Genomic DNA, 15,109 nt, shown 5'->3' with positions numbered 1-15,109 from the left:
CTTACTTGATGTCACTGACATATTCAATGACATATTTTTTTATTTCTTGTAAATCAACGTTAGTCCCTTAACAATTCCTTAATATAACGCTGTATCTATATCAAGATATACCAGATAATCAGTAACATATTTCCAACCGATCCTGGGATGGCACCAGCTTTTATCCACGTCGGCCAAGCAGGGCAGACCACAAAACGCAGAAAAAACGCCCCAAAGCGGGGCGTTTCAGTTGGAAGGTAAAATTCCCTTATTTAATTGCGAATCAGATAATCGAATGCACCCAAGGCTGCGTTCGCACCCGATCCCATGGAAATAATAATCTGCTTATAAGGACTGTTCGTGCAGTCGCCTGCCGCAAACACTCCAGGCACGTTCGTAGCGCCATGGCTGTTCACCACGATCTCTCCCATGCGTGTGCGTTCGACCGTGTCGCCCAGCCAATCCGTGTTGGGGACTAGACCGATCTGTACAAACACGCCCTGCAGTTCGATGTGCTGAACCGTTCCGGTATCGCGCTCCACGTAGGAGATACCATTTACCTTGTCGGTACCGGTAATCTCTTTCGTTTGCACGTTCTTATGCACCGTGACATTCGGCAGACTGTAAAGACGCTTCTGCAAGACGTCATCCGCTTTCAGCTCCGGCATAAACTCAAGTACGGTTACATGGCTTACGATGCCTGCCAGATCGATGGCCGCCTCAATACCGGAGTTCCCTCCGCCGATAACGGCTACGTGCTTACCTACAAACAAAGGACCGTCGCAATGAGGGCAGTAGGCTACACCCTTGTTCTTGAACTCGGCTTCGCCGGGTACTCCCACATTGCGCCAACGGGCGCCGGTTGACAGGATAACGGTCTTGCTCTTCAGCACAGCGCCGTTCTCAAGCTCAACCTCGACGAATTCCTTTCTTTCCAAGCGCTTGGCGCGTTGCAGCTTCATGACATCGATGTCGTACTCTTTCACATGCTCCTCAAGGCTCGCCGCGAGCTTCGGACCCTCGGTATATTTAACGCTAATAAAGTTCTCGATACCTACGGTGTCCATCACCTGACCGCCGAAGCGTTCAGCGACGATGCCCGTGCGAATGCCTTTACGCGCAGCATAGATCGCCGCACTTGCACCGGCCGGGCCTCCCCCGACAACAAGCACATCAAAGGGCTCCTTGTCAGCAAATTCGGAAGCATCCGGAGCATTGCCCAGCTTGGCTAGAATCTCCTCGAGCGTCATGCGGCCGCTCCCGAAAAATTCGCCATTCAAGTATACCGATGGCACGGCCATGACGTTCTTGCTTTCGGCCTCTTCTTTAAAGGCCGCGCCGTCGATCATCACATGCGTAATGCCCGGGTTGAGGATGCTCATCAGGTTGAGCGCTTGAACGACATCGGGACAATTGTGGCAGCTCAGGCTGATGTAAGACTCGAAATGATAATCGCCGCTGAGCTTCTTAATCTGGTCGATCTCGTGCTGTTCAACCTTGGGAGCTCTTCCGCTCACTTGCAGCAGAGCGAGCACCAAGGAGGTGAACTCATGACCTAGCGGAACTCCGGCAAAAGTAACCCCGGTATCTTCGCCTACACGGTTCACACTAAAGCTCGGCGTTCTCGGCAATTGTGTTTTTTCCACCGTAATTCTGGATGACATGCTGGATAGCTCATCCACTAAGGCCAGCATGTCAGCAGATACCGGATCCGACGACGTGCTGACTTTGATCAGCACGTCGCCTTCCATGAGCTGAAGGTATTGTTGTAGTTGTGCCTTAATATCTGCGTCCAGTATCATGGTCCGGTACTCCTTAAATCTTGCCTACGAGATCAAGGCTTGGCTTAAGGGTTTGGGAACCTTCCTGCCATTTGGCCGGGCACACTTCACCCGGATTGTTCCGAACATATTGAGCAGCTTTGACCTTGGTAACAAGAGTGCTTGCATCGCGGCCGATACCGCCTGCATTAATTTCCACGGTTTGGATGACACCGTCCGGATCGATGATAAAGGTACCGCGATCGGCAAGACCATCCGCCTCGATCAGCACATCGAAGTTGCGGGAAATCGTATGGGAAGGATCTCCGATCATGATGTAGGTAATTTTGCCGATCGTCTCGGAAGTATCGTGCCATGCCTTATGTGTAAAATGAGTATCCGTGGATACGGAGTACACTTCAACCCCGAGTCCCTTCAGGGTCTCGTATTGGTTTTGAAGATCCTCAAGCTCCGTCGGGCATACGAACGTAAAGTCAGCAGGATAGAAGCAAACTACACTCCATTTCCCCTTCAGGTCGTTTTCGGTAACTTCGATAAACTTACCATTGTGATAAGCATTTGCTTTAAACGGTTTTACTTCGGTTCCAATAAGAGACATAATCAAATTCCCTCCTGAATGTGGTTTTGAAAATCTTATAACCGTCTTGCTGTCTAACCTATATTCTTACTGGTTATAGTATAGATCATACCACTGCCGGCCATTATGTTCATGAAGGAACCATGAAGATCCTATTAAATCTTAGAAAAAACCTTCCTGCACCGCTTCGTTTAGACTCCGGCGTACTCAAAATAGTCAAAATCGGCGTAATTCGAGCTCGTCGTTCCGTTGCCGCGTCCTTTTCCCGTAAAATTAATTATGGTTGTCCGCCCTGACCTTCCTTATCCGTCCAGGCGCAAGAAAACCGTCTTACCCAGCTCACAGCTGCATAAGACGGTTTTCAAGCTTCTTCAATTATGGCTACTTTTTACCCTTCAAATAAGCCGCTTTGTATTCTTCCATCAATTTGTCTCCGCCGGCTTTTTTCCACTTATCGAGCTCGGCCTTCCAGCCTGCTTCATCAATCTTGCCCATAATAAACTTGGTTTGGGCATCTGTGACCATGAGCTCAAGCTCTTTGCCGCGTTCGGTGTACATCACCGAGTCCAAAGTAAGCGCCGGGTTGTTGACGATATAATTATCATTGTCGCTGACCACTTTTTTATTTTTCAGGAACAGATCGGATTCTTTCATCCGCTTGTCCATGTTGTAGTTTTCGCCGCGTTGAATCATCGTATCGCGGTAAGGCTTGACTTCTTTGGCATCGGCATCTTTGTCCAGCGGAATCGTGAATTCGCCTTCCACCTTGTAATGCTTGCCTTCGATGCCCTTGTTAAGGAGATTGACCATCTCTTTGTCCAGCAGCTTGTCGAGGAAGGTCAGCACCTTTTTCATTTCCGCTTCGGTTTTGACCGTCGATTTCGGAATAGCCAATATGCCTGCATTGCCGCTTTCCGCCGGCACCCGGATACCGGCTGCCCCTTCCAGAGGCGCAACGTCCATCTGAGCCGTCGGTACCACCTTCACCAGGTTCGTCAGCATGCTTTGGGCATTACCGCCGGAGATCCGCAAGGCCACACGGCCGGATTCATACGCTTTATCGTTGGCTGTCGCGTCCACCACGGCGAAATCCTGATTGATCAGCCTCTCATCATAAAGCCGCTTGAAAAGCTTCATGGTGTTGAAGAATTCGTCGGTCAAAAACTCCGGTGTGAAATTGCCTTGGTCATCCACCTTCCACTTGTTCGGACCGCCCTGCGCGACACTGAGGCGGGTCAAGGTCGAAGCCGTCCCCTGGTTATAGAACTTGTCGAGCAGGAAGCCGTAGGTGTCGTTCTTGCCGTTCTTGTCCGGGTCGCTCTCCGCGATCACCTTCAGTACGTTATACCAATCGTCGAGCGTCTTCGGCACCTGCAGACCCGCCGCGTCAAACCAGTCCTTGCGGTAGTGAACAACCGCGCGGCCCAGGTCACGGAAGATCGGAACCCCGTACAGTTTGCCGTCTACTTTGATGTTGTCATAGTAAGCTTGAGGCTGAGCGGACAAGTTTTTATAATCTTTAAGATGCGGACCGATCTCCCAGAACTGATCCGATTTCATCGCATTGATGATCGTGGACACGTAGTTGACCTTCATCAGCTTGGGAAGCTCGCCTGAAGCCATCATGATATTGATCTTCTCATCATAGGCCGAGGTCGGGATCCATTGATATTCCAGGTTCGTGTTGGTGTATTTGGCAATAGCCTGCTCCATGGGATTGCCTTTGGACGGAATTTCTCCGACCTGATTGATGACGATCGTCAAGTCAAAAGGCTTCGTGTCCTCGGCCGGTGTGGAACTGCCTCCCGTGTCCGGCTTCTCGCCGCCAGAACTGCATGCGGACAGAACGGTCGTCGCCAGCAGGACGCCCCCCATGAGTAATGCTGCTTGTTTCTTCATCTTTTCTACCCCTCCAGAAATGCTGAATTTCTATGTCATCTCCATACGGGAGAGGAGCCTTGCGCTACCCTCTGCCCATATGGAGGTTCATAGCTGTAAGCTATCGCGCAAACCCCTTACCCTTTGACCGATCCCAACATAACCCCTTTGGCAAAATGCTTCTGCAAAAACGGGTAGACGAGCAAGATAGGGACCGTTGCAAATACGATGACCGCCATGCGGATCGTGAGCGGTTGTATTTCCGTGTTATCGATCGAATTGTCGCCGATGCTGCTGGAAGCCAGGATGACGATCTCCCGCAGAAGTACCTGAATCGGCCACTTGGTGTTGTCGTTAATATAGAGAATGGCGTTGAAAAACTGGTTCCAGTGTCCTACCGCATAGAATAATCCGAAGGTAGCCATAGCTGGCAGCGACAGCGGAAGCACGATCCGGAACAGCACGCCGACATCGTTACAGCCGTCGATGCGGGCCGAATCCTCAAGCCCATCCGGAATTTGCTGGAAGAAGTTCTTCAGTACGATCAGGTTGAACGCGCTGATCGCGCTCGGAATCATCAGGGACCATAGCGTATTGGTCAGGTGAAGCGCCTTGACGACGAAATACGTTGGAATCAATCCCCCGCCGAACAGCATGGTAAACAGGACCCCGAGGAGGATGAATTGTCTTCCTCTCAGATAAGATTTGGCTAGCGGATAAGCCATCAGCGAGGTGAAGAGCAGATTGATGAGAGTCCCCACCACCGTGACATAGATCGATACCAGCATGCTTCGGAACAGCGTATCCGTCGAAAAAATATACCTGTAGGAGGCAAGCGACCACTCCTTCGGCCACAAGATCAAGCCTCCCCTCGCTACCTCGGCTGGACTCGTGAAGGATACGGCCAGTACATATACAAAGGGCATCACGCAGATGAGAGCTGTCAGCAGAAGCAGCACGTAGTTGATGCAGTCGAAGATCCGGTTGCCTATCGTTTTATCTTGAACCATAATGGTAACTCCTCCATCCTTTCGTTCCATACCGGCATCAGTAGATGCCTTCTTCCCCAAACTTCTTGGCCAGCCAGTTAGACCCCAGCACGAGAAAGAGTCCTACCGCGGATTTGAAAAGACCAACCGCCGCGCTGTAGCTGTATTGGGCCTGAGTCATCCCTTTGGTGTATACATAGGTGTCGAACACCTCGCCTACCTCGCGGTTGGTCGGGGTCAGCATAAGGAAGATATGCTCGAAGCCCGAATCCATAAAGTTTCCAAGGCGCAGAATAAACAGAATGACAATCGTGCTGCGAATCGCGGGAAGCGTGATATGCCATAACTGACGCCAGCGCCCGGCCCCGTCGATCCGGGCCGCTTCATATTGCTGCAGATCCACACCGGCCAGCGCGGCAAGGAAGATGACCGTCCCCCATCCTACCTCTTTCCAGATGGACTGGGTGATGATCATGGTTCGGAACCATTCCGCCTCCAGCAGGAAGGCTATTTTCTTGCCGGTAATCTGGTAGAGAAGCTCGTTCAGGATCCCGTTCTCGGTCGTCAAGAGGATATAGAAGATCCCCACGACCACCACCCAAGATACAAAATGGGGGATATACACCAAGGTTTGAACAAAGCTTTTGAATTTGGCCCGTCTGACTTCATTCAACATAAGGGAAAGAACAATCGGCAGCGGGAAGAAAAAGACCAGGTTGTAGATGGCCAATATGACCGTGTTGCGAAACAGCATCCCAAACTGGGGCTCCGAGAAAAATCTTTGGAAATGCTTCAGTCCTACCCAAGGACTATCAAGGAAACCCAGATGCGGCCTGTAATCCTGGAACGCCATCGACACCCCGTACATAGGCACATATTTGAAAACAATAAAATATAGCACACCCGGCAGCAGCATCAGATACAACCACTTATCCCGAATGATATCCTTGAGCAGGGTACCGTACTTGCCTTTGCGGGCAAGCAGGTCGGGTGTTCCTGCCTCAGCATACAGATCTTGCTTCATCTCCTAAACCTCCTAAGACTGTCTCTTCTGTTTTCTGTCCCCATTATCGAGTCTTCCCGTCGTGACCGGCTATACCGCTCACACAACCAAAGCCGTAGTTACGCTTGTTTCATCCCCCGATAACCCTGGTGCAACCAAGGAATGTGCTTTATATAACTAATTGAAAACAAAAAAACGCGGCGAAAGATGTCTTGATCTTTCGCCGCGCCTCTTATTTGTTCAGCTTGCTATAGGATTCCTCGTATTCGCGTATCATCCGTTCGCCGCCTGCTTGCTTCCACTTCTCCAGCTCGGCCTTCCAGCCCGCCTCGTCGATTTTACCCATAATAAATTTCGTCTCGGCATCGGTAATCATGACCTCCAGCTCCTTCCCCCGTTCGGCGAAGGTTTCCGAGTTCAGGTTGAGTGCCGGGTTCGCCACAATGTAGGCGTTGTTCTCCTTGCCGATCCGCTGATTTTTGCGGAATAACTCCGGCTGCAGGTTCGGCTTGACCGACGCTTTCTGCTCGCCAAGAAAGAGCAGCATGTCCCGGTAAGGCTTAACTTCTTTCAGATCCAGGGTTCGGTCCAGGATTTCCGTATAGTCGCCCATATCCTTCCAATGCCGGTTCTCAAGCCCCTTGGCTATAACGGTTTGCACAGGCAGCTCCAGCAGCTTATCCAGGAACTCTAATATTCGCTGAACCTCTTCCAGGGTCTTCACGGTATCCTTGGGTATGGCCAGAAAGCCCGCATTGCCCGATTCGCCGGGCAATCGAATGCCGGCCGGACCGGCAAGCGGAGCTACATCCACAATAGCCCCCGGTACGGACTTGCTCAGCTTATCCTGCCAGGTCTGAGCATTTCCTCCGCTGATCTGAATGCCGGCCCGCCCCGAATCATAAATTTTCGACGTTTCAATCGTGTCCACGACGGCAAAGTCCGTATTGATCAGATTCTCTTGATACAGCCGCCGGAACAGCTTCAACGTTTCGTAGAAAGGCTCCTTCATGAATTCCGGCGTGAACCGCCCGTTGTCGACCTTCCACTTGGTCGGCCCGCCCTGAGTGACCGAGATCCGGGTCAATAACGAGCTGACATCCTGATTGTAGCGCTTCTCCAGCACGAGGCCATACGTGTCCTGCTTCCCATTTCCGTCCGGATCCTGCAAGGTGAGCGCCTTGACAACCTGATACCAATCCTCCAGCGTCACCGGCACGTCCAAGCCAAGACGATCGAACCAATCCTTCCGGTATTGGATGGTCGCGCGGCCTAGGTCGCGGAAGACGGGAATGCCGTAAATCTTCCCATCGACGGAGATGTTCTCGTAATACTGCTTGTCGAAGGCCGACAACTGGGGGTAATCCTTCAGAAGCGGGCCCAGCTCCCAAAATTGCCCGGCCTTCAACGTTGCAATATAAGTCGACGAATAGCTGAGCTTGATCAGCTTGGGCAGCTCCCCCGAGGCAATCATTAATTTGACCTTCTCGTCATAAGCGGCCAGAGGAATCCACTGAATCTGCAGATTCGTATCCGTATAGGCTTCGATCGCTTGTTCCACCGCGTTATTCTGGGGAGGAAATTCGCCAACCAGGCTCGTCCCGATCGACAAATAAAAAGGATCATCGGCCGGCCGGCTCTCGCTCGCGCTGCCGAATCGGCTGCATCCCGACAAAGTACCCGATACAAACAGAAGACTGAGCAAGACGGCAAGATGCGGCTTCATTCTTTCCCACCTTTCATGACTCTTTCGCGATATTGACCGGGGGTAGCCTGGTACATCTTCTTATAGCTTCGAATAAAGGAGCTGATATTCTTATATTGCAGCTTTTCTCCGATCTCCGATATTTTCATCTCGGTTGTTTCCAGCATGACCTTGGCCATTTTCATCCGATAGTCGGATAAATACTCGCTGAATGTCATCCCGATCTCCCTCTTGAAGATTCGGCTTACATAGACGGGATGGTAATTTAACAATTGGGCGCATGATTCCAGGGTGATCTCCTGATCATATTGCTCCCTGATCATTTGCACCAGCTTATCCGCTATGTTGATATACTGCTTTTCGGATTTTTCGGATAGCACCCTGATCAAGGGCATAAACATTTTGGATTCGAACCAATGAATAATTTCCTCCCGCGTCTGCAGATGAAACAGCCGTTCGACCATTACTTCATCCTCCATGACCTCTTTGAGGGATATTCCTTGCTCCTGCAGCAGGTTCAGAAGTCTGGAGACCAGCTGAAGCAGCAGCATTTGATGCTCGAACAAATAACCGTCCTTGAACAGCAGCGCATTCAGATACTGCTCGAAAATGTCGGACACATGGTCCGCCTGCATCTCCCGGATTGCGTAGAGGAGCCTCTCTTCCAGCACCTTCAGATGGGTATATTCATAAGGATCAGCGCCTGGATGGTGCTCGATATCCCCATAATGAACGATGATCTCGGGTCCGAGGCTGATTCTGGACTTCAAAGCCGATAAGCTTTCCCCATAGGCTTTGACCGTATCCGTGAGTTGAACGAAAGGGTTGCTTATGCCGATGCTCACTTTAAGCTGCAAAACCTGCCCGACATGCCGCTTCAGGCTTTCCGCCATCTCGTACAGCATGCCCCGGACCTCGTCCGTCTCCTCCTTATCCGCGGCAACAAGCGTTACGAGCGACTGATTGAAGGTAATCGGGGTAAACCGGACGTGCTCCGGCAGCACCTCTTGGGCAATATTGCCGATCGCATACAGCAGCAGCTCCCGGTCCTCCTCGCCGTAACGGGTTTCCTGCAGGTTATCGATTTGAAGCGTAAGGACACCCAGCCGCTTCCAACCGGAAGGAAACCCGTACATCGTAGAGCGGTATAAGTAATCATTTTCCGTCAGCTGGCCCGTAAACAGCTTTAAGACGAAAAATTCCTTCAAGTGACTTAACTGCCCCTGCATCTGCTGCTCGACTCGGTCCCTGGACAGAGCCAAGGACTGCATGCTGTGCTGGATGTACTCCAGATCATCTTTCTTCGGCGGGGCAGACTGCTCCTGTCCGGAAGAGCCGAATCCCTGGGCAACCTTCAGCAAATTCCCGATGGGACGATAAATCCGGCGGCTGCCGTACAAGGAGGCCGCAAGCACCAGGACCAGAATCGTTGCACAAATAAGCACGGTTAATCCGGCGATTTTCTGGGTCTCCTTCTTCAATTCTCCGATCGATACGACGGAAACGTAAGTCCAGCCGTTATAACTGGAGGAGCGGTACATCACGGCTACCTCCTCCCCGTCCACCCTCATATTAAACAGCCCTGCTTGCTGGGCCGGGTCCGACGCCAAATGTTCTGCCACAGCTCGATGAATCTCTCCGCTCGGTTCCTTCTTCGACTCGGAATCCAGTATGCTTGTCCCGGAACGATCGAAGATGTAGCTGCGGCTCGAGCTGTTGGAGGAGGCAAGCGCATCGGTGATTTCCGAGGCGAGAATTCGGATGACTAGCACCCCTTGCGGCTGGCTCGTCTGCGGAAGAATCGGGATCTTGTGAACCAAGGTAATGCTTTCCACAGGCTCGGATAAATCTCCGCCGCTCGAAGGCGCCAGGCCGGTATGCCAGAGGATGCTTTTCGGCTCTTTGGCATAATCCATAAACTCCTTATGATCCTCTAATGGGTCCAGCGGCTTCAAGACATTGAGGCTCAGCACCCAATTGCGTTCAAGATTAACTAGATAGGCTTGTGTGATAATAGCGTCATTGGACTGCAGATTATGCAATTCCTTGGTGAGCTCCCGGATGGACTCGAAATCCGACGAGGTATAGGATGTATTCATCGCCGTCTTCACCAGAGATGAATTGGCAAATTGAGTCGCTGATTTCTCGATAGACTTAAGCGTCTGCTCCGCTCGCATATGAGCCTGAGCCAGCCATTGCATATTGACTTCCTTTACCTTGTTCTCAATGTCCCCCGAAGCGATGGAATAGGAGAAAATACCGATGAATATGGCAGGGAGCATACCCAATAGAAGACTGTACGACAATAACCGTAACAAGTACCTGCTCAATTTTACTCCTCCTGAAGCTATTTATTTCATCTACCGGGAAACGGCAATGATCTCGTAACCGCTTTCGGTTCCGGAACACTGCCGTTTTCAGTACGGTGGTTTTCAATTGCAGCCGTCCAGCCTGACTAATTCCTTCACATTATATAGAGATGATGGCTGTTGTTCTCTAATAGTAACATACAAAAAAAGAAAAATTCTTTGTTTTTTTTGCTTTAACTTTGTTTTTTTTGTCCACTTTAAGTAATCATATCTTAGGATACCTTTACGTGTGCGGCATGCAGCCTCGCTCCCTCGTCTCCTTCCTTCCTCCCCTCGCCTGTGGTACGATGAAATTATCGGCACAGAGGGGGGCGAGCCATGAGGGACTTATCGACTATCAAGCATACCATTGAGGATAACCGCTTTTCGATTCATTATATCAACTCGATCGGGTACATGCGCGGTCCCCACGCTCATCCCTATTACGAAATGTTCTATGTCATGGAAGGGGAGCGCATCTTCTTTCTGAATGAAACCGTTTACTCGCTGCAGAAGGGCGATATGATTCTGATCAATCCGAATGATCCCCATCGGTCTACCTACTCGGAAGCGCTCAAGTGCGACCGGATTCTCGTCAACTTCACCGAAGATTTCATTCAATCCGAGGTGGCGCGGGCCGATGTCCGCCTGCTCCCCCTTGATCGGCCCTCCCGACTATTTCGATTTTCCGTAAATGAACAAGCGACTGTCGAAGAGCTGCTGCAAAGAATGCTCTACGAATGCCAGGATCAGGAGGAAGGATGCTCCGCTTATGTGCGGGCCAGCCTGGTCCAGCTTCTCGTGCTCATGTACCGGCATGAGCGAAAGCCGAATCAGCATCTGACTCACTCCGCTCATCCTATGCACCAGAAGGTTTCGGAAATTGCCGCTTATGTCACGGAGCATTATGCAGCTGGACTGACGCTTAATGAAATCGCCAAGCGCTTTTACATCAGCCCCTCGTATTTAAGCCGAATATTCCGGAGCATTACCGGGTTTCATTTTAAGGAATATGTACAGCTCGTCCGGATCCGGGAAGCCAAACGGCTTCTGCGTGAAACGTCGCTCCCCATCGGGTCCATCGGGGAGACGACCGGGTTCGGGCACACGGCCAATTTCAATGTCACCTTCAAAAAAATAACCGGCTCCACGCCGGGGCACTATCGGAAAAGCATGCGGTAACCCGGTCCTTGGGCTGAGAACACATGCCATGCCAAAAAGCGTACTTCGACAGTACGCTTTTTGGTTGGATATTATTGTAAATTTCCTGCCATGGCTCTAGAACCCTCTCTTTATCCAGGTGCTCTCTTCATCCACGATCGCTTGCTTTGAAAATCCGCCCGTCGACGTCCACCATTGCTCCACCAGCTGCCGCAAAGAAACGCGAATCTCCTCAACCTCCGGCCGCCCGGCTGCATTATCGATTTCATCCGGATCGTTCTGAAGGTCGTACATTTCTTCGAGATCGTCTTCGAGGTAATACACGTACTTCCACTCCGGCGTCTGCACCCCGATCATCGGATGGCGTCCCCAATAGGCCTTGTAATGTTCGAAGAATACATGCTCCCCCGCTGGCGGCTCCGTGCGCTCCAGCGCCGGAAGCAGCGATCCGCCCTCGCATTCGGGCGGCAGCGGAATTCCTACGGCTTCCAGCAAGGTTCCCGTAACGGCTGCCGTCGACACCAGATCCGGAATCACACGGCGCTTGGGCTCCGCACCCGGGACATACAGAATCAGCGGTACGTTGTACAGCTCCTTGTAGGGAAGCACTCCCTTCAATCGGAGCCGGTGGGCTCCCTGCATATCTCCGTGGTCGCTGGTGAACAGAATAGCGGTGCTGTCCAGCATGTTCTTGGATGCCAGCTTGTCCAACAGCCGGCCGAGGTACGTATCCATCAGCGCGAGCATGCTCCGGTAGCGCTGAGCATCGCGCCGCACCAGCTCCTCCGAAAGATCGGATTCCCCGGATGAGGAGCGTTCGCGCTGGAAGGGCGGCTTCCCCGACAGGTCATCGGAGTAAAACGTGCCCGGGATCGGCATCTCGCCGGGCGGGAATTGCTCCGCGTAACGGCCGATCAGCTCGAACGGTTTATCTACAGGCGAGTCGGGATGCGGCATATACCAATTCAGCTTCATGAAGAACGGCCTTGAGCCCTCATAATCCTCCAGGTAATTCAAGGCTTGCGTCGTCGTGACGGCATCCTTGTGGCTGTGAAAGCGCGGGTCCGGATTCGCACCGGCCAGCTCCAGCCCTTCGGTGCGATAGTCGGTCACCCCGAATTCATGATCAGCCGGCGAAAGGCCCAGATGCCACTTGCCGAAGTAGACCGTCTCATAGCCGGCCTTATTGAACTCCTTGGCGATTCCCCAATCCTCCGGATTCAGGGTATGGCCGATCTGGTACACGCCTACCTGATGGGGAAATTTCCCCGTCATCCAGCTGGCTCTCGACGGCGAGCACTGGGCCGAGGTGCTGATCGCGCCGGTGAACCGAACGGAACGTTCCACCAGCCGATCCAGATGGGGCGTACGATAGCTCGAGTCTACACAACTCATGGCATCCACCCGTTGTTGATCCGTAGAAATCATGATGACATTTCTCATGTGAAACGCCTCCCGTTTTTTTCTGCATCCTTTAGACAGCGCGGTTATGCCTCGCTTCCATCGGCAGCTACGCGAAAGCCTATATTGCCCGAGGAGCTATCCGGCGTATTCGAGGTTCTGGCAGCGACCCTATACCGGTTGCAGTATGACTTGTGACATAAATAAGAGCCGCCCCTCATGGCCTTCGAATGTCCGGCGGACGGCCCCTTTGGGTTTACCGTCATGCTGCCTGATGGGATATCTCGGCTGAACCAATCCGAGCACCACTCCCACACATTGCCGGAAGTCTGGTACAGGCCATAGCCGTTTGGCGGGAAAGCATCGACTGGCGCCGTGCCGGCATAACCGTCGGCGGCATTATTTTTCTCAGGAAACTTGCCTTGAAATATATTGCACCTATGCACGCCGTCCGGCTTCAGCACATCGCCCCATGGATATTTCTTCTGCACAAGGCCGCCCCGGGCGGCATACTCCCACTCCGCCTCTGTCGGCAGACGCTTGCCGGACCACGCACAGTAAGCCATCGCATCATGCCAGGAGATATGCACCACCGGATGCTGGAGCCGGTCCTCGATATGCGAATCCGATCCCTCCGGATGTCTCCACCATGCCCCATCCACTCTCCACCACCAGGGAGTTTGCTGTACGACTCGGGAAACCTTGCGGGCGGTTTCCGAAGAAATCAGAAGATGGAATACGAAGGACCAACCATATCGTTCGGCATCGGTGATATACCCCGTAGCATCTACAAACGCCTTATATTCCGAATTTGTCACCGTATAGGGACTGATATAGAACGGATCGACGGTCACCCTTCTCACCGGACCTTCCCCGTCCTCCGGGAAGCCTTCCTCATCACCCGTCCCCATCAGGAAGGTTCCGCCCTCGAGGCGGATCATCCCTTCTGTCGTCCTGAAGGCGATTCTGGGCTCAAACGCGAATGCCGGTGTCGAGGCAGCGACCGCAGTGGAGGAAGCGCTCCTCGAAGCGGAGCAGCAGGATGGTTTGGGTTCCATAAGGCACAGTCCTCCTCTTCGAATAAACTAGCTGTATATGGCGATGCCCGTTAAGCCCGAAAGGATAATGACATAAAGGGGATGCATTCTGAATCTCAGCAGCGCCAGCAGCGAGACCCCGAAAAACAAGAGCGACCCTAGTGTTCGGAGGTTCAGCTCCCCAATGATATGATTGCTTATAGCAAAGCGGATAGCTCCATAGAAGATAAGACCGGTCACAATCGGCCTAAGGCCGTAGAAGGCGGATTGCACCCATCGGTTTCGGTCGATCTTACTGAAAAACAAGCCGACAAGAATAACGATGATCAGAGAGGGAAGCACCATGCCGAGCGCAGCAAACACCGCTCCAGCGAGGCCTCCAACTTGATAACCGACGAAAATGGCGCTGTTGGTCCCGATCGGGCCCGGGGACATTCCCGCAACGGCTATGACATCGGTAAAGTCTTGCGTGCTCATCCAGCCATGCGCGCTGACCCGCTGCTCAATTACAGGGATCATCGCGTAGCCGCCGCCGAAGGAAACGAATCCGATCTGGAAAAACGTGATAAATAACTCCCAATACATTCCCGGCTGCCCCTCCTTTAAATACCGTCACCCAGGTAGTAGTCCGTGTACGTGTAACGGGGCTCTGCCGATTCCTTCTCCAGGTCTACCTTCATGCCGAGCATGCCCTTCAGCTGCACCAGTCCGATCCCCAGGACTGCCCCTGAAAGGATAATGACGATCGGGTTCATATGACTGAACAGCATCGCGACCACAGTTCCAATGACGATAGCCATTGTGGTTTTATCCAGAACCGCGGACTTGCCGATTTTGATGCCTGCATAGACGATCAGCGCGACGGTGGTGGCCCGGATGCCTTGAAACGCCGCTTCGATCTTCGGATGATGCTGTACCTGCAGAAAGGCGATGCACAATCCGATCACAATCAGAAAGGTCGGCAGAAGAACGCCAGACATCGCAGCCAGAGCACCGGGGATGCCCGCTATCCGAAACCCGACAAAGGACGCCGAGTTAATCGCGATCGCACCGGGAATCGATTCCGAAATCGCGAAGATGTCGGCAATATCCTTGTTCTTCACCCATCCGCGATGGTCGACGACCTCCCGCTCGATTAACGGGATCATCGCATAGCCGCCGCCGAACGTAACCGGTCCGATCTTGAAGAACGACCAGAATATTTGACCAAGCAGCCTCCAGGAAACTCCATTCAACTGAACAACCTCCTA

The 15,109-nt window shown here is 52.4% G+C and carries 12 protein-coding genes; 1 reads left to right on the top strand and 11 read right to left on the bottom strand.

What is annotated here, in order from left to right; translation table 11 throughout:
* Positions 1 to 251: 251 nt before the first annotated feature.
* The 7 genes from ahpF to GSF01_RS23940 form a co-directional block, all read right to left on the bottom strand.
* On the bottom strand, positions 252 to 1,781 hold the full coding sequence (gene ahpF / locus GSF01_RS23970; RefSeq protein ID WP_159887808.1) for an alkyl hydroperoxide reductase subunit F: 1,530 nt from the start codon (positions 1,779 to 1,781) through the stop codon (positions 252 to 254).
* Between the two features lie 13 nt (positions 1,782 to 1,794).
* Positions 1,795 to 2,358, bottom strand: coding sequence for an alkyl hydroperoxide reductase subunit C (gene ahpC / locus GSF01_RS23965; protein WP_159887807.1), 564 nt, complete (start codon positions 2,356 to 2,358; stop codon positions 1,795 to 1,797).
* A gap of 360 nt (positions 2,359 to 2,718) precedes the next feature.
* The gene (locus GSF01_RS23960; RefSeq protein ID WP_159887806.1) at positions 2,719 to 4,236 is read right to left on the bottom strand and encodes an extracellular solute-binding protein; all 1,518 of its coding nucleotides are present in this window, start codon (positions 4,234 to 4,236) and stop codon (positions 2,719 to 2,721) included.
* Between the two features lie 116 nt (positions 4,237 to 4,352).
* Positions 4,353 to 5,225, bottom strand: coding sequence for a carbohydrate ABC transporter permease (locus tag GSF01_RS23955; RefSeq protein WP_159887805.1), 873 nt, complete (start codon positions 5,223 to 5,225; stop codon positions 4,353 to 4,355).
* A gap of 37 nt (positions 5,226 to 5,262) precedes the next feature.
* Positions 5,263 to 6,228 carry an ABC transporter permease gene (locus GSF01_RS23950; RefSeq protein WP_159887804.1) on the bottom strand — a complete coding sequence of 322 codons (966 nt, stop codon included), beginning with the start codon at positions 6,226 to 6,228 and terminating at the stop codon, positions 5,263 to 5,265.
* A gap of 211 nt (positions 6,229 to 6,439) precedes the next feature.
* The gene (locus GSF01_RS23945) at positions 6,440 to 7,933 is read right to left on the bottom strand and encodes an extracellular solute-binding protein (RefSeq protein ID WP_159887803.1); all 1,494 of its coding nucleotides are present in this window, start codon (positions 7,931 to 7,933) and stop codon (positions 6,440 to 6,442) included.
* Positions 7,930 to 10,242, bottom strand: a complete 2,313-nt coding sequence (locus GSF01_RS23940; RefSeq protein ID WP_159887802.1) for a helix-turn-helix domain-containing protein — start codon at positions 10,240 to 10,242, stop codon at positions 7,930 to 7,932. Before GSF01_RS23940 ends, GSF01_RS23945 begins: the two co-directional genes overlap by 4 nt.
* Positions 10,243 to 10,599: 357 nt before the next feature.
* Here GSF01_RS23940 and GSF01_RS23935 point away from each other — a divergent pair, with 357 nt between their 5' ends.
* On the top strand, positions 10,600 to 11,442 hold the full coding sequence (locus GSF01_RS23935) for a helix-turn-helix transcriptional regulator (protein ID WP_159887801.1): 843 nt from the start codon (positions 10,600 to 10,602) through the stop codon (positions 11,440 to 11,442).
* A 96-nt stretch (positions 11,443 to 11,538) separates the two neighbouring features.
* Here GSF01_RS23935 and GSF01_RS23930 read toward each other — a convergent pair whose 3' ends face one another.
* The 4 genes from GSF01_RS23930 to GSF01_RS23915 are packed head-to-tail and all read right to left on the bottom strand — an operon-like array spanning position 11,539 to position 15,094.
* Positions 11,539 to 12,864, bottom strand: coding sequence for a sulfatase family protein (locus tag GSF01_RS23930; RefSeq protein WP_159887800.1), 1,326 nt, complete (start codon positions 12,862 to 12,864; stop codon positions 11,539 to 11,541).
* Positions 12,865 to 12,908: 44 nt separating this feature from the next.
* Entirely contained in the window at positions 12,909 to 13,880 is a 972-nt protein-coding gene (locus tag GSF01_RS23925) for a formylglycine-generating enzyme family protein (protein WP_159887799.1), read from the bottom strand.
* Between the two features lie 27 nt (positions 13,881 to 13,907).
* Positions 13,908 to 14,444: a chromate transporter gene (locus GSF01_RS23920; protein WP_159887798.1), complete on the bottom strand. Its 537-nt coding sequence runs from the start codon at positions 14,442 to 14,444 to the stop codon at positions 13,908 to 13,910.
* A 17-nt stretch (positions 14,445 to 14,461) separates the two neighbouring features.
* Positions 14,462 to 15,094, bottom strand: a complete 633-nt coding sequence (locus GSF01_RS23915) for a chromate transporter (protein ID WP_159887797.1) — start codon at positions 15,092 to 15,094, stop codon at positions 14,462 to 14,464.
* Positions 15,095 to 15,109: the final 15 nt, after the last annotated feature.

It is taken from the genome of Paenibacillus puerhi, assembly GCF_009846885.1.
Lineage (GTDB): Bacteria > Bacillota > Bacilli > Paenibacillales > NBRC-103111 > Paenibacillus_G > Paenibacillus_G puerhi.
The sequence above is the reverse complement of the archived record's forward strand: the minus strand, read 5'-3'. Positions and strand labels throughout refer to the sequence as shown.